The organism is Telmatospirillum siberiense (genome assembly GCF_002845745.1).
GTDB classification, from domain to species: Bacteria; Pseudomonadota; Alphaproteobacteria; order Rhodospirillales; family Magnetospirillaceae; genus Telmatospirillum; species Telmatospirillum siberiense.
Genome location: NZ_PIUM01000023.1, coordinates 64,813 through 87,219, shown reverse-complemented (window position 1 = coordinate 87,219; position 22,407 = coordinate 64,813). Strand labels below are relative to the sequence as shown.

The 22,407-nt window shown below is 62.6% G+C and carries 24 protein-coding genes and 1 tRNA gene; 5 read left to right on the top strand and 20 right to left on the bottom strand.

Annotated features, from left to right (window positions below; translation table 11 throughout):
* Positions 1-180: 180 nt before the first annotated feature.
* The 6 genes from CWS72_RS18235 to CWS72_RS18210 all read right to left on the bottom strand — a co-directional run bounded on the left by CWS72_RS18235 (position 181) and on the right by CWS72_RS18210 (position 4,669).
* Complete coding sequence (locus CWS72_RS18235; protein ID WP_101252062.1) at positions 181-660, bottom strand: hypothetical protein; 480 nt, start codon at positions 658-660, stop codon at positions 181-183.
* Complete coding sequence (locus CWS72_RS18230) at positions 657-866, bottom strand: hypothetical protein (RefSeq protein WP_101252061.1); 210 nt, start codon at positions 864-866, stop codon at positions 657-659. The genes CWS72_RS18235 and CWS72_RS18230 overlap by 4 nt, the downstream gene beginning before the upstream one ends.
* Positions 867-868: 2 nt before the next feature.
* Positions 869-1,324: a lysozyme gene (locus CWS72_RS18225; protein WP_101252060.1), complete on the bottom strand. Its 456-nt coding sequence runs from the start codon at positions 1,322-1,324 to the stop codon at positions 869-871.
* Positions 1,325-1,519: 195 nt separating this feature from the next.
* Positions 1,520-3,055: a hypothetical protein gene (locus tag CWS72_RS28115; protein WP_199175778.1), complete on the bottom strand. Its 1,536-nt coding sequence runs from the start codon at positions 3,053-3,055 to the stop codon at positions 1,520-1,522.
* An 820-nt stretch (positions 3,056-3,875) separates the two neighbouring features.
* Complete coding sequence (locus CWS72_RS18215) at positions 3,876-4,433, bottom strand: hypothetical protein (protein ID WP_101252059.1); 558 nt, start codon at positions 4,431-4,433, stop codon at positions 3,876-3,878.
* Positions 4,433-4,669: a hypothetical protein gene (locus tag CWS72_RS18210; RefSeq protein ID WP_146002801.1), complete on the bottom strand. Its 237-nt coding sequence runs from the start codon at positions 4,667-4,669 to the stop codon at positions 4,433-4,435. Before CWS72_RS18210 ends, CWS72_RS18215 begins: the two co-directional genes overlap by 1 nt.
* A 179-nt stretch (positions 4,670-4,848) precedes the next feature.
* On the opposite strand from CWS72_RS18210, the gene CWS72_RS18205 reads away from it, so the two are divergent.
* The gene (locus CWS72_RS18205; protein WP_158240709.1) at positions 4,849-5,634 is read left to right on the top strand and encodes a S24 family peptidase; all 786 of its coding nucleotides are present in this window, start codon (positions 4,849-4,851) and stop codon (positions 5,632-5,634) included.
* Between the two features lie 45 nt (positions 5,635-5,679).
* Here CWS72_RS18205 and minE read toward each other — a convergent pair whose 3' ends face one another.
* From minE to CWS72_RS18160, 9 genes are all read right to left on the bottom strand, one after another.
* Positions 5,680-5,958 (bottom strand): cell division topological specificity factor MinE, encoded by a 279-nt coding sequence (minE, locus tag CWS72_RS18200; protein WP_101252056.1) that lies wholly within the window; start codon positions 5,956-5,958, stop codon positions 5,680-5,682.
* Positions 5,955-6,767 (bottom strand): septum site-determining protein MinD, encoded by an 813-nt coding sequence (gene minD, locus CWS72_RS18195; protein WP_101252055.1) that lies wholly within the window; start codon positions 6,765-6,767, stop codon positions 5,955-5,957. The genes minE and minD overlap by 4 nt, the downstream gene beginning before the upstream one ends.
* A gap of 27 nt (positions 6,768-6,794) precedes the next feature.
* Positions 6,795-7,514 (bottom strand): septum site-determining protein MinC, encoded by a 720-nt coding sequence (gene minC, locus CWS72_RS18190; RefSeq protein ID WP_101252054.1) that lies wholly within the window; start codon positions 7,512-7,514, stop codon positions 6,795-6,797.
* Positions 7,515-7,708: 194 nt separating this feature from the next.
* A tRNA-His gene (locus CWS72_RS18185) sits at positions 7,709-7,785 on the bottom strand.
* Positions 7,786-7,857: 72 nt separating this feature from the next.
* Positions 7,858-8,736, bottom strand: coding sequence for a copper homeostasis membrane protein CopD (gene copD, locus CWS72_RS18180; RefSeq protein WP_101252053.1), 879 nt, complete (start codon positions 8,734-8,736; stop codon positions 7,858-7,860).
* 31 nt (positions 8,737-8,767) lie between these two features.
* On the bottom strand, positions 8,768-9,130 hold the full coding sequence (gene copC / locus CWS72_RS18175) for a copper homeostasis periplasmic binding protein CopC (RefSeq protein WP_101252052.1): 363 nt from the start codon (positions 9,128-9,130) through the stop codon (positions 8,768-8,770).
* 11 nt (positions 9,131-9,141) lie between these two features.
* The gene (locus tag CWS72_RS18170; RefSeq protein ID WP_101252051.1) at positions 9,142-10,041 is read right to left on the bottom strand and encodes a hypothetical protein; all 900 of its coding nucleotides are present in this window, start codon (positions 10,039-10,041) and stop codon (positions 9,142-9,144) included.
* Positions 10,042-10,104: 63 nt separating this feature from the next.
* Positions 10,105-10,509 (bottom strand): DUF2946 family protein, encoded by a 405-nt coding sequence (locus CWS72_RS18165; protein ID WP_101252050.1) that lies wholly within the window; start codon positions 10,507-10,509, stop codon positions 10,105-10,107.
* Between the two features lie 107 nt (positions 10,510-10,616).
* On the bottom strand, positions 10,617-11,780 hold the full coding sequence (locus tag CWS72_RS18160; protein ID WP_101252086.1) for an aminotransferase: 1,164 nt from the start codon (positions 11,778-11,780) through the stop codon (positions 10,617-10,619).
* A 257-nt stretch (positions 11,781-12,037) separates the two neighbouring features.
* Between CWS72_RS18160 and CWS72_RS18155 the strand changes: the two genes are divergently transcribed.
* Together CWS72_RS18155 and glnA are read left to right on the top strand one after the other, a co-directional pair.
* A complete protein-coding gene (locus tag CWS72_RS18155; protein ID WP_101252049.1) occupies positions 12,038-12,376 on the top strand; it encodes a P-II family nitrogen regulator in 339 nt (112 codons plus the stop codon).
* Between the two features lie 108 nt (positions 12,377-12,484).
* Positions 12,485-13,894 carry a type I glutamate--ammonia ligase gene (glnA, locus tag CWS72_RS18150; protein ID WP_101252048.1) on the top strand — a complete coding sequence of 470 codons (1,410 nt, stop codon included), beginning with the start codon at positions 12,485-12,487 and terminating at the stop codon, positions 13,892-13,894.
* 126 nt (positions 13,895-14,020) lie between these two features.
* Here glnA and CWS72_RS18145 read toward each other — a convergent pair whose 3' ends face one another.
* The 5 genes from CWS72_RS18145 to mgrA form a co-directional block, all read right to left on the bottom strand.
* Positions 14,021-14,779, bottom strand: a complete 759-nt coding sequence (locus CWS72_RS18145; RefSeq protein ID WP_101252047.1) for a class I SAM-dependent methyltransferase — start codon at positions 14,777-14,779, stop codon at positions 14,021-14,023.
* A 155-nt stretch (positions 14,780-14,934) separates the two neighbouring features.
* Positions 14,935-15,741 carry a C-GCAxxG-C-C family protein gene (locus CWS72_RS18140; RefSeq protein WP_101252046.1) on the bottom strand — a complete coding sequence of 269 codons (807 nt, stop codon included), beginning with the start codon at positions 15,739-15,741 and terminating at the stop codon, positions 14,935-14,937.
* Between the two features lie 172 nt (positions 15,742-15,913).
* A complete protein-coding gene (locus CWS72_RS18135; RefSeq protein WP_101252045.1) occupies positions 15,914-16,558 on the bottom strand; it encodes a response regulator transcription factor in 645 nt (214 codons plus the stop codon).
* 14 nt (positions 16,559-16,572) lie between these two features.
* On the bottom strand, positions 16,573-18,327 hold the full coding sequence (locus CWS72_RS18130) for a cache domain-containing protein (RefSeq protein ID WP_158240708.1): 1,755 nt from the start codon (positions 18,325-18,327) through the stop codon (positions 16,573-16,575).
* Between the two features lie 34 nt (positions 18,328-18,361).
* A complete protein-coding gene (gene mgrA / locus CWS72_RS18125) occupies positions 18,362-19,396 on the bottom strand; it encodes an L-glyceraldehyde 3-phosphate reductase (protein ID WP_101252043.1) in 1,035 nt (344 codons plus the stop codon).
* A 324-nt stretch (positions 19,397-19,720) separates the two neighbouring features.
* Between mgrA and CWS72_RS18120 the strand changes: the two genes are divergently transcribed.
* Positions 19,721-20,050 (top strand): hypothetical protein, encoded by a 330-nt coding sequence (locus tag CWS72_RS18120; protein ID WP_146002800.1) that lies wholly within the window; start codon positions 19,721-19,723, stop codon positions 20,048-20,050.
* A gap of 178 nt (positions 20,051-20,228) precedes the next feature.
* Positions 20,229-22,385 carry an anthranilate synthase component I gene (locus tag CWS72_RS18115; protein ID WP_101252041.1) on the top strand — a complete coding sequence of 719 codons (2,157 nt, stop codon included), beginning with the start codon at positions 20,229-20,231 and terminating at the stop codon, positions 22,383-22,385.
* Positions 22,386-22,407 lie beyond the last annotated feature (22 nt).

Here is a 22,407-nt window from a genome sequence, read left to right as displayed (position 1 = left end):
CGGGAATACAAGTAAAAGTGATTATTGGACGTGTTCGTTCGATCGTCGGGACGACGATCCGTCATCGAGCGCCGGGGTTATTATTGTGCCGCCCCGGCCGCCCAATTTCGTAATTCCGCGAGTCTGGCGCGGAGTTCCGTTCCCCATCCGGCGAGATCGACACTCACCTGATTGAGATCGTCACGGCTGGCCAACCGATCCGGCAGAGGCGGCGGCGGAATGTCCGCCATCAGCCCCGCCGGCGGCAGAATCCTGACCATCCGCGTCTCCACCACCGGAGACGGTGGCGAGCAATCCCCGCAACTGCTCAAGAGTATCGGCATCCCGAGCATCAACGGCCCGGCAACCATCATCGGGAATCGTGACATGGCGGATATGCTCCTTGGCTTTTTCGGCGGCGGTGGCGATCGAGCGTTGACGCCGGGCGTCGGCGGCCTGCGCCCGATCGCCGAGATCCTTCGCCGCTTGCAAGGCGGCGATGGTTCGCTGATTTTGTTCCGCCGCCGCCTGCTGAACAGTGATGGTGGCGGCCTGGGTGGCGATCCGCGCTTTCGCCTCGGCCACCCGCGTCCGCAGATCGCCGACATACCAGACGGTAGTGGCGATCAGCAGGCCGGCCAGAGCCGCGCCGCCGATCTTGAGATAAGCCATCGGCGTCATCGCCCTCCTCCCTTGGACGGCGGTGGATTTCCTCCGCGCAGCATGACGCCGATGGCGCCGGACACGACCGCCGCCAACCAGCACCACCGGGACCAGTCGACGGGCACGCCCTGGCTCATGGCCCCGAAAGCCAGGGTGGAAAGATTGGCCCAACTGGTCGGGTCGCGCAGCGCCGGCCCGATTTTTTCGTGAAAGACACAAGACATGATCAAACCTCCATGTCGGTTTCGTCAGGCCGCAGAAACAAATCCCGTTCGGCGGCGCGGCGACGGACGAGACCGGGCAGACCGCCCGAGGTCCATTTCGGAAATTCCCCGGCGGCCCCGTCGTAATCGCCATTGTTGAGACGGCGCAGCAGCGTCGAGCCCCGCAACCGCCCGAGGCCGAGGTTGAAGGAAAAAGACACCAGCGCGGCGAACTGGTTATCGGTCAAAGGAACGGTCGCCGAGGAGGAAACACCGGCCTCGAAGACGGCGAGATCCGCCGCCAGAAAGGCGTCGGCCTGCTGTTCGGTAATGACGTCGCCCTCCAGGACGTGCCCCGCGTGGCCGTAGCCGATAGTCCAGGGCGCCTCGCCGCTTTGCGGATCCGGATAGGCGGTCAGCCGCAAGCCCTCGAAACTCTTGATGAGATCGAGGCCGGCCGCGTTGATATGACGGGACATGCGGTCCTCCAGGACAAAATACGACGGTGCATGCGAGGTGAAGCACTCGATATGACGCCGACAGAGGAATGCTATTTAGAAAGAGGGCTTCGGAGATGTGCAGAAATAAACGAACTACTTCGTCATCCCGTGATACCATCACCAAGAGTGGCTACGGCCGGCTCCACAAAACAGGGGAGAGCGATACTTAGTTCATTACCCCCTAATTGTGCCGCAAATCGCGACGTAGGCTGTCCCGTATTGAACGGCGACATAAGCCATAGGTGATGCGTAATGCAGCCCCTCAGCGATTGTCTGTGTTAGCCGCGCCGCTGCCGTTGCTGGTGCACCACCGGGAAATGACATGCCGTTGCTCTGCGTGCCCCCTGCCACACCATCCAATCCGACCATTATTCCCACGCTATCCCCACCGACCCAATGCACTGTTGACCCAACGGCACCAATATCTCCGCTCTCTCCACATGATATGAAGTAAGCACGAGCATTGGTCGTTACTTCCGTAAGCGCAGTGGCGGTAATGGCAGAACTCGTCGTTGCACCCACCAGAGGCAGATTCCGGCGATTAAAATAATTAATCACATATTGCTTCGCAGGGGAGGACACCCACGCCGGCCCGATTGTTGGACAAGCCCACCCGACGAAGGTATAGGCTGAATTTCCGGTCATGACCTCGATGCCGGTCGTGGCGTCGGTGCTATGGCCGGTGGTGCTGGCCACGAGCATCATCGTCTCTGAGACCATACCGGCATAGATGTAATAGAGTGTGTCTACCATCAGGTTGGTCGGAGCTAAACTGACGCCGGTGGCGGGAATTGTCTGTTCGACCCCGCCGATGATCAATCGATTGCCGTTATAAGGACTCAGCAATAGATTGCCGCCTGACAAAGTAAGATAGCATTGACCGTGTTGCAGGCCTCCGGCGACAACGGCCGACGCAACAAATGCGGTGGTAGCGATCTGCGTAGTGTCCGTTCCGGCCGGCGCGGTCGGCGCCGTCGGAGTGCCGGTCAATGCGGGCGATGACAAGGGGGCCAGAAGCGCCTCCACACTCTCTGCCCGTTCCGTTTCCACGGCGATAGCCGCAGCGACGTCCTCCGTCGTCGCCACGTCCGCCGGCAAGTCCGCCAGCGTCAGCGACCGGAACGAGGGCGCGGCATCGGTGCCCGAAGCGGGCCCGGCAAAGACGGTATTGGCCGCCGCCGTCGCCGTGCCGGTGCCGCCCAGGGCCACCGCCACCGGGGTTTCCAGGCTGATGGTCACGGTCCCCGAGCTGCCGCCGCCGGTCAATCCCGTACCGGCTTCCACGGCGATGATGCGCCCCAGCGCCGACAGGTCCCGTTCGTCGGTGATCATGTCGTTGGTGATAACGGTCGCGCCGGCCGACAAGCGGACCCGCGCCACTGGGGCGAAGCCGCTCGGGATGGCCGGCACGGCGGGGCTGGCGGCCTCGGTCCCGGTGACGACCGAGACAGTGCCGGTCAACTGGTTGATGACGATGCGGTCGATCCGGGGATTGGCCGCCGGCGCGGTGAGCGACGCGCTCTGCGCCGCCACCTCGGTCAGCGCAGCGCCGTCGAAGACATGCCCGGCGTCCAGCGCCACCGTCATGTCGGGCGTGGCCTGGGCATGCGGGGCGAAGGCGGCGCCGAGGCGCGAGAGGACGGAAAGGTCGCCGTCGACGGATTGCGCCTGGGTGCCCAGGCTGGTCTGCTGATAAGTGGATACGGTCATGAGTTCCATTCCTTCGATATCTTGAGGTTTTCAAAAAACGAGCCATCCGCCCCGGCCTTGAAAAGACGCAATTCCGCGTCCGCCCGAAAAGCTTGGGCGGATGGAAAATGACCACGACGGCGGTGAGGGAAGCAGCGGTCACGATTTGCGGTTAATTCCGTGGCCCGTGACCATGCCAACGCGATGAAAACGCCTGATTATGCCCCATCGCGCAGGGCCATGGATTCCATGTCGAAACACGAAATCCATGAAATTATTAATTCCATCAAAATAAGTTTTGAAAAATAATTAATAAAACATTGAATTACTTATTTATATATTTCGGATTAATGCAATTATATCATTTCGACAATTTTAAACCACCAAGGCACCAAGACACCAAGGTGACGGAGCAGTCCGAAATCGTTCCCGATCTCTTCAGCGACATTCCGCCGGCTACCCGCAAATGGTAAGAAGGGCAAAAGGGCGGACAAAAGCCCTTCTCCCCTCGCGGGAGAAGGGGTGGGATGAGGGGGCGTCCCGCCGAAAATTCTCAGGCGTCGCGCGACTTTCCTCACCCTCCCGCGCTACGGCATTCACGCATCTCGACTTTGCCGGGGAGAAATGCCGTCGTTCGCGAGCCTTCAGGCGAAGCAATCCAGCCCTTCCGGCAGACTGGATTGCTTCGTCGCTTCGCTCCTCGCAATGACGCTTAATATATCGACAGTACAAAAAATAGAGATGTATGAATCCCGTAGCCCGCAAAGCGGGCGAGGGAAAAGACTATAAAGCCCGGCCTTTTTCCCCTTTGCGGAAAATCGCCCGGTGCCTTTGCGGTTCATCAGAGCCCCTGATTTTTTACCTCACACCTTTGCACTCCAAAGTAATCGATCAGGGCATCCAACCCCTCGATCATCGCGCCGTAAACCCGCGACGCGATCGCCCCCTCCTCGAAGAGCCGCGCCGGCGCGGCGTCATCGATGACCAGATTTTCCACGGCGGACCAGGACATCCCCTGGCCGACCGCGTCGATCGCCCCCTGATAGCGGGCCTTCGCCCGGTACCATGCCTCGTCGGAGACGTCCGGACGCCGGCTGCTTCCGGCCACCAGGCCGTAATGGGCGACCCCCGCGGTGCGCGGCGGAAGCTGGGCCATGGCGGACCAGGTTTTCCAGGCCATGAGAAGCTTTTGAGCCGCTTCGTAATGACAGCGCTCGATCCGCCCGGCGAGAAACAACCGCCCCACCGACGAGGCGGCCTCCTCCCTGTCGGCATTTTCAAGCCCGACCAATCGCGCCCTCTGGCGATAGGTTTCGGCCAGGATGGCCGGCCGCGCCGGAGAGCGATCCAGCAGACGCCCGGATTTTCCGCGCGGTCCGATGCGTCGTTTTCCGGCCATCAACGCCTCCCCTTTCCCAACTGTTCGTCCGCCACCTGCTCGACCACTTCCCGACGCCAGGGATCGGCGACTCGCGACGGATCGAGCAAAACCAGCCCCTTCTCCCGGCGCAGCGCCTTGGCCATCACCCGAATGCGGTCCGCATCGGCCGGCGATGCCCCGGTACGGCATTCCGCCGATCCCGGACGGATGTCCGAGCGCTGAACAAGCCCCATATGTTCGTGATTTGTTCTCATAAAAACCCATCCCACGCCGGCGCTCCGCCTTACAAAAGGCATTTGCGGAGACGGAGCGCCCGACAACCAATGAATGATATGCTGACATATGTACGACATCATCGTACGAAACGCAACGATTTTTTCGCATGGACTTGTGCGCTATTTTCGCACAAAATCGCACCGTGATGGAAATCTCATTGGCATCGAAGCGGCTGAAGACCTTGCGGGAACGCTCCAAGCTGAGCGTGCAGGATCTCGCCGACCGCCTGGCCCTTCCCAAATCGACCTATGCGTCGAAGGAAGACAAATATAAGAAGGGCAATTTCCCGATCGAGTTCGTGACGCAACTGCTGCCCATCCTGACCGGCCTGGGAGATCCCCCCATTACCGCCAGAGAAGTCTGGGAACTGGCCGGAATATCGGAAAAAACCCTCAAGACCATCGCCACGCGGGCGACAGCCCCCAAAGTCGACGCCACATCCATCCGGCAACCGCCGGATATGCCGGGCACGCCTTTGGAGGGGGAGTCCAGGGCGGCCATTCCCGAAATCAACATCCGCGCCGGCATGGGCGGCGGTGGCGAAAGCCTGGTCATGGCCCACACCGACGAATTCGGCAATAGCGTCTCGGTCGATGACGTCAAAGCCGTCTGGAATCTGCCCTCGGACTACGTCCGGCACGAATTGCGGGTTTCGCCGAGGGACAGCCGGATCATCGAGGTCAAGGGCGACAGCATGAGCCCGACGCTGGAAAGCGGCGACCGGGTGATGATCGACACCCTGGACCGAACCCCCTCGCCCGGCGGATTGTTCGCCCTGTGGGACGGACTGGGCGTCATCGTGAAACGCCTGGAGCACGTCCTGAACTCCGACCCGCCGCTCATCAGGATAAAGTCCGACAATCCCCGCCACGACCAATATGAAAGGGTCATGGACGAGATCAACATCATCGGGCGCGTCGTCTGGTTCGCCCGCCGGGTCTGAGACGCGACGCCATCCGCTTCGCCCCCCCCCCCCCCCGTCAAGCCATCACGGAGCGGGCGGGAAGCGTCGCTCGCCATCGGACGGCAACTCGATATTCACCTCGAGAACGGAAAAGTTCCGATCGCTGTCCAGCTTCACCTGCACCCGCTGATCGTCGATCTCGACATATTTGCGGATGACATTGAGGATGTCGCGCTGCAGTTGGGGCAGAAAATCGGGGCTGTTCAACTCGGCCCGTTCGTGGGACAGCAGGATCTGCAGACGTTCGCGCGCCGCATCCGCCGTACCGCGCGGCGAACGGCGGAACAGATTCATCAGGCTCATGCCGTTCTCCCCAGCAAACGGTCGATGAAGCCCCGCCTGGCGACGCGCGGGATGACGATCTCCGTCTCTTCGCCGAGAATGCGCCCAACCGCATCGAGATAGGCCTTGCCGGCCGGCGACTTGTCGTCGAGGACCACCGGCATGCCGACATTGGAGGCTTGCAGCACCGACGGGCATTCCGGCACCACGCCAAGCAACGGCACCGCCAGAATTTCCTGCACGTCCTCCACCTTCAACATTTCACCCCGCTCCACCCGTTCGGCATCATAGCGGGTCAGCAACAGATGTTGCGGCATCGGCTGGCCCTGTTCGGCACGGCGCGATTTGCTGGTCAGCAACCCGATCATGCGATCGGCGTCGCGAACCGAGGACACCTCGGCGTTGGCCACGACGATCGCCTCGTCGGCAAAATACATGGCAAGATGAGCGCCGCGTTCGATACCCGCCGGACTGTCGCAGACGATGTAGTCGAACAGCGGAGCAAGCTCGGCGATGATCCGCTCGACCCCCTCCTCGGTCAGGGCATCCTTGTCACGGGTCTGCGACGTGGCGAGGATGGACAGCGTTTCGACCCGCTTGTCCTTGATCAGCGCCTGATGGAGTTTGGCATCGCCGTTGATCACGTTGATGAAGTCGAAAACCACGCGGCGCTCGCAGCCCATGATCAGGTCGACATTGCGCAGGCCCACGTCGAAATCGATGATCACGGTCTTGAAGCCGCGCAAAGCCAACCCGGTGGCGATGGCGGCGGAGGTGGTGGTCTTGCCGACACCGCCCTTCCCGGAGGTGACTACGATGACTTTTGCCACGATGACGTCCTTTTGTCGGTGAATAATTCAGAGTGGCTCGAAGATCAGCCGTTCGTTGTCCAGCCTGATCTGGACGGGCTTGCCGAACAAATGGGGCTCCATATGTTCGTTGACCTCGTAATAGCCGGCGATCGATATCAGGTCGGCATCGAAATGGCGGCAGAAGATTCGGGCCGATCGGTCGCCGTTCGTGCCGGCCAGGGCGCGTCCGCGCAAGGGACCATAGACATGGATATTGCCATCGGCCAACAATTCGGCGCCGCGACTGACCGGAGCGGTCACGATGAGGTCGCTTTCCGCCGCATAGACCTGCTGACCGGAACGCACGGGTTCCGTCACCAGGCGGGCGGTGCTCGGGCGCGGCAACGGCGCGGCCCGTCCATGGACGCTCACCGGATCGGCGCTCCGTCCCGCCGGAAAAACCGCCAGTCCTGCGGCCAGCGCATTCCGCTCCCAATCCGCCGTCGCCCCTTGGATGCCCACCGGCGTCAAGGTCAATTCACGCAATTGGGCGCAGAAGATGGTCAAATCGACAGGGTTTTTGCGGGCCACGGCGGCGAGATCGAGGATGATCGGCGCGTTGCGGTAAAATCCGGGCGCCAGAGCCAAAGTGTTCGCCAGATGGATAAAAAAGGCGGGATCGCACGGATCGATCACCTTCAGGGCGAGCAAGGTGGAACTCGTCCCACGGATCTGGAAGGGCAAAGGTGAATCGTTCGAAACGGTACCGGCGCGCCGCGCCTCCATTGGAAAATCCTGTCGGTTTCGATCTGCGAGCCCGGCGCGCTGGTCAAATTGGCCTTGGCCGGGGGGGCCGTTTCTTTGCACCATCTCCCCAGGCCGGTGCAAGTGAAAAAGCTGCTCAGCCATGCACGCCGCCGCCACCGGCAGCTTAGACCTTCACGCAATGGCTCATTTTGGGAAAGCCCCGTAAAGGGGAATGGGGCGAGTGATCGGGTTCGAACCGACGACATCCAGGACCACAACCTGGCGCTCTAACCAACTGAGCTACACCCGCCACCGAGAGGCACGTTGTCTATCCCAAACCGGAGGGCGTCGTCAAGATGAGTTAACATTATCTTCGCAGGCATCACGGCGGGACGGCCCCCCCCAGCACGAAAGCCGCCGTCAGCGCGGCCAGACCGACAAGCGTTTCCATCGCCACGCTGAGGCGCAACCACCGGCGGCCCCATTGCGGACGGCGTGACAAGGCGGGCGTCAAAAGCCCGCGATTGACCAGCGCGAGAACCATCATCAAGGCCACCAGACCGAGTTTGCCCGCGACGATCAGGCCATAGGGAGCGGCGAGCGCCTCCCATCGCCCGCCGGTCCTAATCCAAAGATTGACGGCACCGGTGAGCAGCAAAAGGGCGACGGTCGCCGCACCGAATCCCGAAAAGCGCCGGAGCGCGACCTCCAGTTCCGCCGGTGAGGCGCCCTCGCCGCGTGAGCGGGCGAGCAACCACAGGAAAGGCAAGGCGCCAAGCCAGGCTCCACCGGCCAGCAAATGCACCACCTGGACGGCCCGCTGGAAAAGGCCGGAAGCCCCCTCCTCCATGGCCGCATGGCCGATCAAGCCGAGACCGGCCAATTGCAGCAGGGCCAGCACCGGCAGCAGGCGTCCTGGACCGCCACGACGCGTCGAGACCACGGCCGCCGCCCCGGCGATTGCCAGATGCCATCGCCAAACCCGGCCGAAGGCGGTGTCGCCGAGCACCGCCAGGATGGTCTCTCGGTCCGTCATGGCGCCAAGATCATCGGTCATCGCGGCGCTCTGCAAAGACAGCCAGGCCACGGCGGTGACGAAGGCCGACCAGGCGGCGACGGCCACCAAACGCCGGCCAACCGCTCCGCCGAAACCGGCCGCCGCGGTCCCGCCGATCAGCAGCGGACGAACGGCCAGGGTGCCGAACAGCACCATGACCGCCGCCGTATGCACCGTCGCGCAAGCCACCAGCGCGACCATCATGTCCCCACTCCACGCCCCCGGCGCCAGCCCGTCACGGCCGCACCGTGAAGGTGAAATGACCGCTGCTCCGGTGGGTATCGACCGAGACGACCGACCAGGACACGCTATAGACGCCGGGCGCCAACGGCCCCGGCAGCAGCAAACCGAGGACGCGCCCATCCTGGGGATCGGCCCTTGCCGGCTCCGAGGAAACGGCCCGGCCCGCCGCATCCGTCACCGTGATCGACGAGAATTTGCCCTCCACCCCCTCGCTGAAACTCAATCGAACGGCGGCGGCGCTCGCCACCTCCGCTCCGACGGCGGGCTCGGCCTGGAGGAGATGGGCGTGGGCGAAGGCGGGGCTCGCCGAAAACACACCCGCCAGGACGGCCAGAACGGTCAGCACCTTCATCATGTTCCATCTCCTCAAAACAAAGGGCGCCCCAGGCTCTGGGGAAAGATGTCGTCAAGGAAAAGATGAAATTGCGCTATCGCGCCGACACCGGTGTTGGTCGCCCGGGTGGCCGGCAGCAAAGCCTCGACGCCGACTTGCCAGCTATCGCCGGAATAGAGAATGCCCGGCGAGACGGTGCCCACCGTCGAACTGCCGGGAGCGCCCTTGGCCGGCGTCGTCATCGCCATCTCCACAAGCGGCGTCAACCGCCCAAGAAAGCCGGGCAGCCCGAAATCCTTCACCTGCGCCTGCAGATAGGGCAGCGAATATTGGACGGAAGCGCCGAAAACCCATTGATTGGCGCTGACATTGGGTTTGTCGGAAAATTGGTAGCCGAACGTTCCCGTGACGGCCAGGGGCCGCAGGAAGGCGATGGGCAGATCACCCCACCCCTTGCCGAAATAAAGGGTGGGGGTGGTCGAACCGAAAGTCACGTCCTGCACCCTGGGAGAGCCGGTATGGCCGAATTCGCGGATCACCCCGAATGAGGACATGAACTCGTGCTCAGGGCTGACAAAGGCCTGATATTTCAAGGTTCCGGTCAAATTCTGCCAACCGTTCAACGTGCGACCGCCGTCTTCGCCAAGCGTCGTGTGGTCGACATTGAGGGCAATCCCCAAATGTTCCGTGATCCGTTTGTCCCATTCGGCGCCGGCCTCGAATTGCCGGCTGCCGGGCGCGCCGCCGTCCTTGGCGGCGCTGTTGTGGATCTCGGAGAGGGTCGGCAGGGACAATTCGTCGCCGACGGCGGGATCATCGATGGTCAGGGTGGCGGGAAACGCGCGATCGCCGGCGATGCCATGGGCTTGGGCGGCGAAATTCCAGGTGATGGCGGCCGACAAGACGGCCACCGGCAACGTAAAACGCTTCATTCCTTGGTCTCCAGGAAACGTCGTGCCTGATACCGTGGCGCCGCCCGTCCAAAATGGACGGCGTCACGATGGGATGGACATGAGTTCTCGGAGAATGGAGGGAGGCGCCCGCGGCTGTTGGGGGCGGTCCAAGGCGGGAGACGGCGGAGCGAATGTGGGCCCCGGCGGCGTCGGCCCCTCGATCCGCACCAGGGCGGTTCGCAACGATATCGGTGCCGTGGCCGGCGCGCCGGTGGACAGCACCCGGCAAACCAGGCAAAGGGGGCAATGATCGGCGTTTCCGGCGGGATCGCCGCTATCGTGTCCGCCCCGGCCGGCCGGATCGGCGTCGCCGGAATGGCAAAATGCCGCCGCCTGCCCGTCGAAGGAGCGCTCCGAAGGCGCATGGCACCACGGGAGCGCGACGACATTGAGCAGCAGGAACCAGACACTCAGCCATACCGACAAACCCTGCCGGACACCCCGCACAGACGTCTCCCCCTTCCGACCACGGAAAGGGCACGTGGTGAGTCCCCCGCGTCATTGCAAGATGCGGGGGGGCCCAACCTTTTCTGCCGACGCCGTCCGCGCCGAAGTCATTTCCGGCCGAAGAACCGGGCCAGGCGCCGTAACGCCTCCTCGATCGCCTCATCCTTTTTGGCGAAGCAGAAGCGGGCGTAATGTCGGACGTCGCCGGCCTGGTAGAAGATACTGACCGGCACCGCCGTCACCCCGGCATTGACCGTGATATGCTTGCAGAATTCCACATCGTCGCCTTCGAAGCCCAGGGGGCGGAAATCGGTGGTCAGGAAATAGCTGCCGTAGCAAGGCAAGACCTTGAAACCGATATCGGCCAACCCGTTGGCCAGCTTGTCGCGCCGGGCCTGTAAGCCGCCGGCCAGCCCCTGGTAATAGGAATCCGGGCTGGCCAGGCCCTCGGCCACCGCCTGCTGCAGATTGGGCGGCGTGGCGAAGGTGAGATATTGGTGAGCCTTGGCCACCGGCTGCAACAGCGCGGGACAGGCGGTCACATAGCCGACCTTCCAGCCGGTGACGGAAAAGGTCTTCCCCGCCGAGCCGATCCGCAGACAGCGTTCGCGCATGCCGGGCAGGCCGATCAGGGGAACATGCCGGCGCCCGTCGTAGATCAGATGCTCGTAGACCTCGTCGCAAACGCAATAGGCGTCATGACGTTCCAGCAGCGAGGCGATGAAGGCCAGGTCATCGGCGTCGAACACCTTGCCGGTGGGATTCATCGGCGTGTTGATGATCATCAGCTTGGTCTTGTCGCTGAAGGCGGCGGCCAGAGCCTCGCGCGGCAGTCCCCACTCCGGCGGCTCCAGACGGACCAGGCGGGCGATGCCGCCGGCACGCCGGACGATCGGCAGATAGCTGTCGTAGAGCGGCTCGATCAGCACCACCTCGTCACCCGGCTCGATCAGGCCGAACAGACAATCGCCCAGGGCCTCGGTCCCGCCCGAGGTGACCATCACCTCGCGGTCGGGGTCGACCGTCAGGCCGTGGAACCGCAGGGCATGGTCGGCCACGGCGCGGCGCAGCGCGGGCGTACCCATCATCGAAGGATATTGCTGTGAATCCTCGAGAAGGGCTCGCGCGGCCGATTTCAGCAGGACGGGGGGCTCCAGACCCTCAGGAAAACCCTGCCCGAGATTGACCGCCCCATGTTCGGCGGCCAGACGCGACATCACTTCGAAAATGGTGGTGCCATAACTGGAAAGAACGGAATTGGCTGGTTTCACGACGACTTTTCCCAACGATAAGGATGGATGCGGCAACGGGCTTTGAGAATTCACCCAAGACGAGACTTGCCGCTTTGGACAGCACCATTGCCGAATTATTCGGCAATGGTGATAAAAAATGAGGCACAACTGTTTGGTTCGGCAAGAAAACCCTCTAAAAATGGGTCATTTTCAGCATAGCCCAACTGGCACAATGCGTGCTAAATGGGAGTGCGGTCAACGCAACGGGTCCCAAGATTAGCAGAGCACCGGGGTACATGAAAAAGATCGAAGCGATCATAAAGCCCTTCAAGCTGGACGAGGTGAAGGAATCCCTTCATGAGATCGGTCTGCAGGGCATCACCGTCACCGAGGCTAAGGGCTTCGGACGGCAGAAAGGACATACCGAACTGTACCGCGGCGCCGAGTATGTCGTGGATTTCCTGCCGAAGGTAAAGATTGAGCTCGTCATCGAGGACAACCTCGTTGAACGGGCCATCGAAGCCATTCAGCAGGCGGCCCACACCGGTCGCATCGGCGACGGGAAAATTTTCGTCACCCCCGTCGAGGAAGCGATCCGCATACGCACCGGCGAGCGGGGCAACGACGCTATTTAATCCGTCCGGTCACGCCATTTTCAGTCCGGCTGCCGGTTGAAAGCGGTGTCCATCGGGCTTGTCTTCAACGCATGCGTTTAAATCTTTCAACAATTGGGAAACTCAACCATGTCCGAAGCCAAAAAAGTCCTCGATTTGATCAAGGAGCACGACGTTAAATACGTCGATTTCCGCTTCACCGATCCGCGTGGCAAGTGGCAGCACACCGCCCAGCACGTCAGCACGGTCGATGAAGAGATGTTGACCGAGGGTGTCATGTTCGACGGTTCGTCGATCGCCGGCTGGAAGAGCATCAATGAATCGGACATGATCCTGCAGCCGGATCTCTCCACCGCCGTCATCGATCCCTTCGCCGCGCAGACCCATCTGGTCATCTTCTGTGACATCGTCGAGCCGTCGACGGGCCAGCTCTATGACCGCGACCCCCGCTCGATCGCCAAGCGCGCCGAGAAGTATCTTGCTTCGACCGGCATCGGCGACACCGCCTTCTTCGGTCCGGAAGCCGAATTCTTCGTGTTCGACGACGTCCGCTACGAAGTCAACATGGACTCGGTGTTCTACAAGATCGATTCCGAGGAAGGCCCCTATGTCTCGGGCAAGGAGTTCCCCGAGGGCAACTCCGGCCATCGCCCCGGCATCAAGGGCGGCTATTTCCCCGTTCCGCCGGTGGATTCCGCCGTCGACATGCGCGCCGAGATGCTGACCGTCATGGGCGACATGGGCCTGCCGATCGAAAAGCATCACCATGAGGTCGCCCCCTCGCAGCACGAACTGGGCTGCAAGTTCAGCACCCTGGTGCGTTCCGCCGACTTCATGCAGATCTACAAATACGTCGTCCACAACGTGGCGCACAGCTACGGCAAGACGGCCACCTTCATGCCGAAGCCGATTTTCGGCGACAACGGTTCGGGCATGCATGTCCATCAGTCGATCTGGAAGGCCGGCAAGCCGACTTTCGCCGGCTCGGGCTATGCCGACCTGTCGGAAACCGCGCTCTACTACATCGGCGGCATCATCAAGCATGCCAAGGCGCTGAACGCCTTCACCAACCCGCTGACCAACAGCTACAAGCGCCTGATCCCCGGCTTCGAAGCCCCCGTGCTGCTGGCCTATTCGGCCCGCAACCGTTCGGCCTCCTGCCGCATCCCCTACGGCGCCAGCCCGAAGGCCAAGCGCGTCGAAGTGCGTTTCCCCGATCCGGGCGCCAACCCCTACCTGGCCTTCGCCGCCATGCTGCTGGCCGGCCTCGACGGCATCCAGAACAAGATCCACCCCGGCGATGCCATGGACAAGAACCTCTATGACCTGCCGCCCGAGGAACTGGCCACCGTTCCGACCGTTTGCGGATCCCTGCGTGAAGCCCTGCTGAGCCTGCAGGCCGATCACGACTTCCTCCTCAAGGGCGATGTCTTCTCGAAGGAGTTCATCGACAGCTACGCCGAGCTGAAGTGGGAAGAGGTCTACAAGTTCGAACACACCCCGCATCCGATCGAATACGCGATGTACTATTCGGTTTGATCGACGTTACGCGGATACGAAAGAACCCCCGCCGGGCAACCGGCGGGGGTTTTCTTTTGTCCTGTCGAAGTTATCTCTTTGCTTGTGGGCCTGTCGCTCCCGATGGTGTCGTGGGCGGCCGACGCCTCACACTTTCCGGGCGTCGAAGCGGAGGCGCACGTAATCGGCAGTCCAGCGCCCCTGATCGTCGCACAGCGATGGCTGAAGAAGCATAATCGCCTCGGAAAGCGCCACGGAACGATCGTTCTGGCTGAAGTCCCTGAAGAAGGGGCCGGAAAAAGTCTCAAGCCAACCGATCATTCCGGTCGGTAGCGGGGTCGGCCGGGGAATCAATTCGATGGAGCGAACCTCGAAGCCACCCGCGGCAAGGCGGGACGCATACTCCTCGGCGGTCGGAAAATACCAGGGAAACCGCGCCCAGCCGTCGATCCCCCGCCGCGCCAGGACCGCCAGCAAGGCGGTAACCACGGCCGCCACATTGCCATGACCGCCGAATTCACCGACGAACCGCCCCCCGGACTTCAGCGAACGATGAACCCCGGCAATCACCGCATCGGGATGGATCATCCAATGGAGGGCGGCATTGGAAAAGACGGCGTCGAAGGTGTCGAGAAAGGTCAATTCCTCGCCGTCCACCTCAAGCGCCATCAGCCCGCGCCCACGCGCCGCCGCCAGCAAATCGGCTGAAGAATCGGCCCCCATCACCAGGGCACCACGGGCCGAGATCTCGGCGCTCAGGCGCCCATCGCCACAGCCCAGGTCGAGGATCTGCTCACCTTCGCGAGGCGACAACAAATCGACCACCGGATCGCCGAGATCGGCAACGAAACCGGCATTCCGATGATAGCCTTCGGCTTGCCATGTCTGCCCGGACAAGCTCCCCATTCGGCACCCTCCCATCGCGTGTCTTTACTTTAGGGTAAGCTTACCCCTTTTCGCGCGATGCGGGTGTGATGGCGATGCCCCCCCGAATGTTTTTCAAAACGACGGGGCCGCGCGGCATCGAAGCCCCGCGACCACGCCGGCCCCCGTGAATATTCTCAGAGATCCTTACCCTTCACAGTCGGATGTTTCGGTCCCAAAGTGGTGTGGCAGGTCGTACATTCCATTTTCCCGCGGGTATTTTCGAGTTTCCCGCCCTTGTCGTGACAGGAACGACACTCCTGAACCTCTTTCGGGATGGGATAGGCCGCTTTGAACACGCCATCCGCCTGCGCATTGAGCAACTCCACGGTTTTCTTTGCACAAGAGGCGGTCAACCAGGCGCAACGCTCGTCGCGATCGAGGGAAAAGGCCTTCACATCCGCCTTCTCGCACCAGCGCGTCACCGAGACGTGGCAAAGCACGGAATTGGATACCGATTTCGTCGTGATTTCCACCCGCGGCTTCTGCTGGGGATGGTAGTCGGGAAGCTCGGCGGCCTGATACCAGTTGAACAGTTCGTCGACCAACGGCTTCGGGTCCGAGCTGAGCAGAGAGATCGCCAGGGCGGGACCGTTCAGCGCGCCGCACAGCGAGGCCCAATCGGCCATGCCGCCGGCCCCGATCTTCATCATGGCGAAGGGGAAGTTGTCATAGGGCGCCCCCTTCTTTTCCGCCAGTTCGCCGATGATGCCGTAGAAACTGCCGTACATGCAGTGCCCGCTGAGAAACCCCTTATAAGCCCGCTCGGCCACCGCCTGCGGATCGAGTTTGACGTAAGGCCACGGAACCGCGGGAGCATTGGTGGGCATCGGCGCCATCGCGGCTCCGGTTTCGGCAGCCGCCGCCCGCCCGCACAGGAAGGAACCGAGCAACGCCGAACCGGCCCCGCCGAACGCTCCGAGCACTTCTCTCCGTGTGGTCATAGTCTTCCCCCTCTTAAAAAAATCCGCTGGGAAACGGCGGATCACGCCACCGACGCCATTCGATGCGCGAGGATGATCCCCGAAGGCCCTTTCCCTGGGTCGAGAGACTATTACCTTTTATTTAGTGAGGATATTGGGGGAAGCCCCCTTTGCGCTTAGGGTTAACCCTAAGTCAGTCCGCCTCCACCAGAATGCCGGCCAGCAGGATCATCCGCGATAGCTCGGCGACGGAACCGGCCGCCATCTTCTCCATGCCGGTGTGACGATGGACCTCCACCGTCTTTATCGAAATATCGAGACCCTGCGCGATCGTCTTGTTCTGTTTTCCGGCCAGCACGCCCATCAGCACCTCGCGTTCGCGTCGGGTCAGCCGCTGGAAACGTTCGACCACCGCGCTTCGCTCGCTGCCCGCGGACAAGCGCTCCCGCGACTTGCGGATGGCCAGATGGACCGCATCCAACAGATGCTGATCGCGATAGGGCTTCTCGATGAAATCCTCGGCGCCGCCCTTCAAGGCGGCCACCGCCATCGGAATGTCTCCATGCCCCGAGACCATCAGCATCGGCAGACCAAACCCCTCCTCGTTCAGACGGCGCTGCAGCTCCAATCCGCTCATCCCCGGCATCCGGACGTCGAGAAGCAGGCACCCGGGACGATCCTTCGGCAGCGCATCCCGTGCCGCCAGGAACTCCTCCGCCGATTTGAACTGACGCGAATCGAGGCCGACACTGGCGAACAGAAAAGCGACCGAACCGCGCATGGCGTCATCGTCATCGACCACCAGAATGAGGGGGGCCTGATCGGATGTCATGCTCATGATGTCGGGTTTCCTCACGATAGAGCCGGCAGCGTGAAGGCGATGGTCACGCCGCCTTCCGGCCCGGGCCTCACCAGAAAGCCGCCGCCGTGGCTTTCGACGATGGTCCGGCAGATCGAAAGCCCCAGTCCCAGCCCCTCGGACTTCGTGGTGAAGAACGGATCGAACATGCGTTCCTCCACGCCGGGGGCCAGCCCGCTTCCGGAATCACTGATCGAGACGGTTACTTTTCCGTCCGCGACCTCCGTCGTCAGCAGGATGTCGCCACCGTCCGGGGTCGCGTCAAGCGCGTTCTGCAGCAGATTGAGCAGCACCTGCTGGATTTCCACCTTGTCGCCCAACACCGCCGGGAGATGAGGGGCCAACCTCCGCCGGACCGGAACCTTGGAACGGGAGGTGGAGGTCTCGAAAAGCGAAAGGGCCTCCCGCGCCAGACTGTTCACATTGACGCGAACGCGGTGTGGCGGACGACGGCGGACGAACCCCCGGATCCGATGGATGATCGCCGCCGCCCGTTCCGCCTGCTCGGCCACCGCCACGGCGCCGGTCCGCAGCATGGCCTGGTCCGCAGCCTCGCCGTCGAGCATGTGGACCATCCCCCGTCCATAATTGAGGATGGAGGCCAACGGCTGATTGAGTTCATGGGCGATGTTACTGGCCATTTCGCCCAGAATACCCAACCGGGCGAACTGATCGCGTTCCGCCTTCTGCCGCTCGATCTCCGCCCGGTTCTGTTTGAAGACGAACATGGCACGGGCCATGCGGCCGATCTCATCCGCCCTATCGGCAGCCGGCACATCGATTCCCAGATCTCCCTCGGCCAGACGGTGCATGGCTTCCGTCATCGCCACCAGGGGGCGGCTGATGGTCTGGGATATGAACCAGGCGATGGCCACTCCGGCCAACAGGACGACGACGCCGACCCCAAGGGCCCGCCAACGCGCCTGGGCGTATTGCGTGGCGTATTCCCCGGCATCCATGGTGATCTCGGCCACCGCCACCGGCTTTCCCGAATAATCGTTGATCGGCGCCAGCAAAGCGGCGACGGAACGCCCGTCAAACATGAAACGCCGGAGAACGGTTTTTCCCGCAAAGGCCTGACGCCGCAAATCCGGGTCTTCGAGAAGGGCCGGCGCGGTCGCCGCCACGGTGCGGAAGCCGTCATCCGACGGCAGATGGATGGCGAGGTCAACGGCGAAACGGGACTTGAATTGCCAGGCGAACTCCTGCCCGAAATCCATGCCGAATTCCACCGACCCGATATTTTTTCCATCCGGGGCAATGGGGACGATCGCCCGCGCGCCAAGGTCGGCGACACCGTTTTCCAAACCCTGGACGGTGGAGCCGCGGCGATTGGCCTCGACCACCATCTGCCGGAAGGACGACAGATCGTCACCGAACAGAGCCGGCTGGTGCAGGCGCAAAAAAGATGTGGCGGGGGCCATATGGAACTGGAACTGCTGGACGCCTGCATCCTCCCTCATTCTGGCGAAGGGCGCGGAGAAAACCGACAGCAACCGCGCCCGGTCGCCATCGGCGACGGCCGACTGGACGTCGGGCATGGTGGCGACCATTTCGGCCAATGCGAGCGCCGTCTGGGTCCTGAGCCCCGCCATCGCCTCGACCGCCCCCAGATAGCCCTTCAGTTCGCGCTCCTCGGCGCGGGAGACGGTCTCGGTCACGCCATTCAGCATGACCGAGACGAGAATGGCGACGGTGGCCGCCAGCAGAGCCACGAAACAGACGGTCAGACGGACTTTGAGCGGCATGGGTCTATCCCGGAGCGAACGGCCGCCGGCCCCCCTATTCCGGCCGCCGGATGGACGAGGCCCGCCACAGGTCGATGTCGCCATCCATCGCGTAGCGGTCGATTTCGGCGAGTTCCGCCGCGGACAAGGGCGCGCCGGCCAGCGCGTCCAGGGAATTGTCCAATTGCTCGACGGTCCGGGCGCCGATCAGCGCCGAGGTGACGCGGGGATCGCGCAGCACCCAGGTGAGCGCCATCTGGGCGAGGCTCTGCCCGCGCCGCTGCGCGATGGCGTTCAGCGCGCGGACATGCTCGATGTTGCGTTCGCTGAGAAAACTTTGCCGCAACGAGCCCCCCTTGGTCGCCCTGGTTCCCTCCGGAACACCGTTCAGATAGCGGTCGGTCAACATTCCCTGGGCCAGCGGCGAGAAGGCGATGCATCCGATCCCCAGTTCTTCCAGCGTGTCCAGCAACCCGCCCTCGATCCAGCGGTTCAGCATGGAATAGGACGGCTGGTGAATGAGACAAGGCGTGCCCAGGGATTGGAGGATCGCCGACGCCCGGCGCGTCATCTCCGGCGAATAGGAGGAAATCCCGGCATAAAGCGCCTTGCCCTGACGCACCGCCTGATCGAGCGCCGCCATGGTCTCTTCGAGAGGGGTGTCGGGATCGACCCGATGCGAATAGAAGATGTCGACATAATCCAGCCCCATCCGCCGCAGGCTTTGATCCAGACTGGCCGACAGATATTTCCGCGATCCGCCGACTCCGTAGGGTCCCGGCCACATGTCGTATCCGGCCTTGGTGGAAATCAGCATCTCATCGCGATGGGCCAGGAAATCGGCGGACAATATCCGCCCGAAATTCTCCTCGGCCGAACCGGGCGGAGGGCCGTAATTGTTGGCCAGATCGAAATGGGTAACGCCCCGATCAAAGGCGCGCCGCACGATGGCGCGCCCGCTCTCGAAGGAATCGACGCCGCCGAAATTCTGCCAAAGCCCCAGGGAAATGGCGGGAAGCTTGAGCCCGCTCCGTCCGCAACGGCGGAATGGGGCGTCCTGATAGCGGTGTGGATTGATCTCATGGACCATGATGGCTCCCTTTCATTGGCAAGCCCGGTAAGGGCCTGTTGATAAATTATCGAATCAACAGCCCGAGCGGCGCTTCCCGCCCGCCTTAAGCGGAGCGCAGGCGTCATAAGGACTCTTAGGGTTTGGAGCGATAATTTCGCGACAAGCCCTAAGTATCGCCACTGATGCCCGATGCGAAAAGAACGAACTGCCGGCAAGACGCCTCCCCTCATCGCGAATGCGACCGGACGGGAGAACCAATTCCTAAGTAGTATCCGAACCTCCCGCTGAACAATGAAAAGATGGAAAATACTCCAAGATCATACAGTCGTGGAATCGATCATCATGCCCGAAAAAACCAGAAATAGTCTCCGATACCGATGTGCACAAAAAGCGGTGCTTCTTTCAAAAGAAGGCTACAGCAACCTCGGCATCATCACGAATATCGGTAATGGCGGATTTTGCATGGCCGTCATCGGATCTGCCCGGGCTTGGCCACATGAGAGGGTCGAGATCATGGTGATGGATGAGACGTTCATCTGTGACATCGTGAACAAAAGCGAAAGGGGTTTGCATTGTCGCTTCGAAAAGCCGATTGGTGGGCCTGACGCTTACCCCACCCTCCACCCCCGGCTCGCGCATGACTCTATTGCAGCCAGGACATCGGACTGTTAGAGTCCAGCCCATGCGTACGTTTTCGCCCTCTTCACGTTGGTGGTGGCCCGTCTAACAGGGACGGCCGACGCATATCTTTTTGTCAGGCCGTCTCGGGTTCGAGGCGGCTTTCGATTTTTCAAAAGACGAGCGCACGCAAGACCGAGCCCGAGGCGAGCACAAGCCCAGGAGCAGGTCCATGTCTCACTATGATTATCAGACCAGCGGCGGCATCGCCGTCCGGCGCACGGTGGAGGATGTTCCCTATCCGGGTAACGTCGCCGCTCTCGCCGGCCGGCTCGACGGGCGTCGCGGCGTTCTCTTGTCCTCCGGTTACGAATACCCGGGACGCTATACCCGTTGGGACATCGGGTTCGCCGATCCACCCCTGGTTCTGACGGCGCGGGGACGCGATTTCACGATCGAAGCGCTGAACGACCGGGGGGCCGTTTTGTTGCCGGCCATCGCGGCGGCATTGACGGGCGTCGACGCGCTCTCGTTGACGGAGCGGAGCGGACGGCGCCTCGACGGCGTCGTCGCCAAGACGGAAACCCGCTTCGCCGAGGAAATGCGCAGCCGCCAACCCAGCGTTTTTTCGCTTTTGCGCGCGGTGATCGATCTGTTCAAAAGCGGCGAGGACCATCATCTGGGTCTCTACGGCGCCTTCGGCTACGATCTGGTCTTCCAGTTCGAACCGATGGACCTGCGGTTGCCGCGCGCCGCCGACCAGCGCGACCTCGTCCTTTATCTGCCCGACGAGATCCATCTGGTCGATCATATGCGAAAGACGGCAACGATCCGGCGCTACGACTTCTCGGTGGATGGCCGCGGCACCGCCGGCCTGCCCCGGGAAACCGCCCCCGCCCCTTACCTGGCAACCCCACCGGCCCGGCTCCCGGCCGAAAGCGACCATGCGCCGGGCGAATACGCCGGGCAGGTCGAGCGCGCGCGGGAGGCCTTCGCTCGCGGCGATCTGTTCGAAGTGGTGCTGGGTCAACTGTTGAGCGCCCCTTGCGCCGAGGCCCCCAGCGAGATCTTTCATCGGTTGCGCCGGACCAACCCGGCCCCTTACGGGACATTGATCAATCTGGGCGACGGAGAATTCCTGGCCGGCGCTTCGCCCGAGATGTTCGTCCGCGTCGAAGGCAAGCGCGTCGAGACATGTCCGATCAGCGGCACCATCCGGCGCGGCGCCGACGCCATCGAAGACGCCGAGCGCATCCGCGAACTGCTGAACTCGGCCAAGGACGAGTCCGAACTGACCATGTGCACCGACGTCGATCGCAACGACAAATCGCGGGTCTGCGAGGCGGGCAGCGTACGGGTCATCGGGCGGCGGCAGATCGAGCTTTATTCGCGCCTGATCCATACGGTCGACCATGTGGAGGGCACGCTGCGCCCCGAATTCGACGCCTTGGACGGCTTCCTGAGCCACGCCTGGGCGGTCACGGTGACCGGCGCGCCGAAGCGTTGGGCGATCCGTTTCGTCGAACAACACGAAAAGAGCGCGCGGCGCTGGTATGGCGGGGCCATCGGCGCCCTGACCTTCGACGGCGACATGAACACCGGACTGACCCTGCGGACCATCCGCATGAAGGACGGCATCGCCGAGGTCCGCGTCGGCGCCACCCTTCTCCATGACAGCGACCCGGTGGAGGAAGAGGCCGAAACCAGGCTCAAGGCCTCGGCCATGCTGGCGGTCATCGGCCGGCAGCCGGCGCCGGCGCGGCTGACGGAAACGGCCGAGCCCACCCGGATAAGCGGAGCGCAGGTTCTGCTGATCGACCACGAGGACAGCTTCGTGCATACCCTGGCCGGCTATTTCCGCGCCGCCGGCGCCCGGGTCACCACCTTGAGACCCGATCACGCCCGCATGGAACTGCGGAACGGCCTTCGACCGGATCTGGTGGTGCTGTCTCCCGGCCCCGGACGGCCGGAAGATTTCGACATGGAGGAAACACTCTCGCTGTTGATCGAACGGCATTTGCCGATCTTCGGTGTCTGCCTGGGACTGCAGGGAATCGTCCTACATTTCGGCGGAGCGCTGGGGATCCTGAACCAGCCGATGCACGGGAAACCGTCGGAGGTGCGGATTCTCGGGGGCCGCCTGATGACCGGCCTGCCGGAACGCTTCACCGTCGGGAGATATCATTCGCTGCATGCGGCCACCATGCCCGACTGCCTGATGACCACGGCGGAAACGGCCGACGGCACCGTCATGGCCATCGAGCACAAAACCTTGCCGATCGCCGCCGTGCAGTTCCACCCCGAGTCGGTGATGACCGCCGCGGGGCTCGGTCGCCGGCTGATCGAAGGCGTCTTGTCGGCACTGATGAAGGAAAGAGAAACGGCGTAGAACTTCGAGAGGTATGAAGGAT

Excerpts from the sequence above, each read along its gene's own strand:
- CWS72_RS28115 (WP_199175778.1), bottom strand. The coding sequence starts at position 3,055 with ATGACCGTATCCACTTATCAGCAGACCAGCCTGGGCACCCAGGCGCAA.
- CWS72_RS18230 (WP_101252061.1), bottom strand. The coding sequence starts at position 866 with ATGTCTTGTGTCTTTCACGAAAAAATCGGGCCGGCGCTGCGCGACCCG.
- CWS72_RS18225 (WP_101252060.1), bottom strand. The coding sequence starts at position 1,324 with ATGTCCCGTCATATCAACGCGGCCGGCCTCGATCTCATCAAGAGTTTC.
- minE (WP_101252056.1), bottom strand. The coding sequence starts at position 5,958 with ATGAGCCTGATGAATCTGTTCCGCCGTTCGCCGCGCGGTACGGCGGAT.
- CWS72_RS18155 (WP_101252049.1), top strand. The coding sequence starts at position 12,038 with ATGAAAAAGATCGAAGCGATCATAAAGCCCTTCAAGCTGGACGAGGTG.
- CWS72_RS18130 (WP_158240708.1), bottom strand. The coding sequence starts at position 18,327 with ATGCCGCTCAAAGTCCGTCTGACCGTCTGTTTCGTGGCTCTGCTGGCG.
- mgrA (WP_101252043.1), bottom strand. The coding sequence starts at position 19,396 with ATGGTCCATGAGATCAATCCACACCGCTATCAGGACGCCCCATTCCGC.
- CWS72_RS18145 (WP_101252047.1), bottom strand. The coding sequence starts at position 14,779 with ATGGGGAGCTTGTCCGGGCAGACATGGCAAGCCGAAGGCTATCATCGG.
- CWS72_RS18210 (WP_146002801.1), bottom strand. The coding sequence starts at position 4,669 with ATGAGAACAAATCACGAACATATGGGGCTTGTTCAGCGCTCGGACATC.
- CWS72_RS18235 (WP_101252062.1), bottom strand. The coding sequence starts at position 660 with ATGACGCCGATGGCTTATCTCAAGATCGGCGGCGCGGCTCTGGCCGGC.
- CWS72_RS18170 (WP_101252051.1), bottom strand. The coding sequence starts at position 10,041 with ATGAAGCGTTTTACGTTGCCGGTGGCCGTCTTGTCGGCCGCCATCACC.
- CWS72_RS18120 (WP_146002800.1), top strand. The coding sequence starts at position 19,721 with ATGCCCGAAAAAACCAGAAATAGTCTCCGATACCGATGTGCACAAAAA.
- glnA (WP_101252048.1), top strand. The coding sequence starts at position 12,485 with ATGTCCGAAGCCAAAAAAGTCCTCGATTTGATCAAGGAGCACGACGTT.
- CWS72_RS18215 (WP_101252059.1), bottom strand. The coding sequence starts at position 4,433 with ATGGCCGGAAAACGACGCATCGGACCGCGCGGAAAATCCGGGCGTCTG.
- CWS72_RS18115 (WP_101252041.1), top strand. The coding sequence starts at position 20,229 with ATGTCTCACTATGATTATCAGACCAGCGGCGGCATCGCCGTCCGGCGC.
- minC (WP_101252054.1), bottom strand. The coding sequence starts at position 7,514 with ATGGAGGCGCGGCGCGCCGGTACCGTTTCGAACGATTCACCTTTGCCC.
- copD (WP_101252053.1), bottom strand. The coding sequence starts at position 8,736 with ATGATGGTCGCGCTGGTGGCTTGCGCGACGGTGCATACGGCGGCGGTC.
- CWS72_RS18135 (WP_101252045.1), bottom strand. The coding sequence starts at position 16,558 with ATGAGCATGACATCCGATCAGGCCCCCCTCATTCTGGTGGTCGATGAC.
- CWS72_RS18140 (WP_101252046.1), bottom strand. The coding sequence starts at position 15,741 with ATGACCACACGGAGAGAAGTGCTCGGAGCGTTCGGCGGGGCCGGTTCG.
- copC (WP_101252052.1), bottom strand. The coding sequence starts at position 9,130 with ATGATGAAGGTGCTGACCGTTCTGGCCGTCCTGGCGGGTGTGTTTTCG.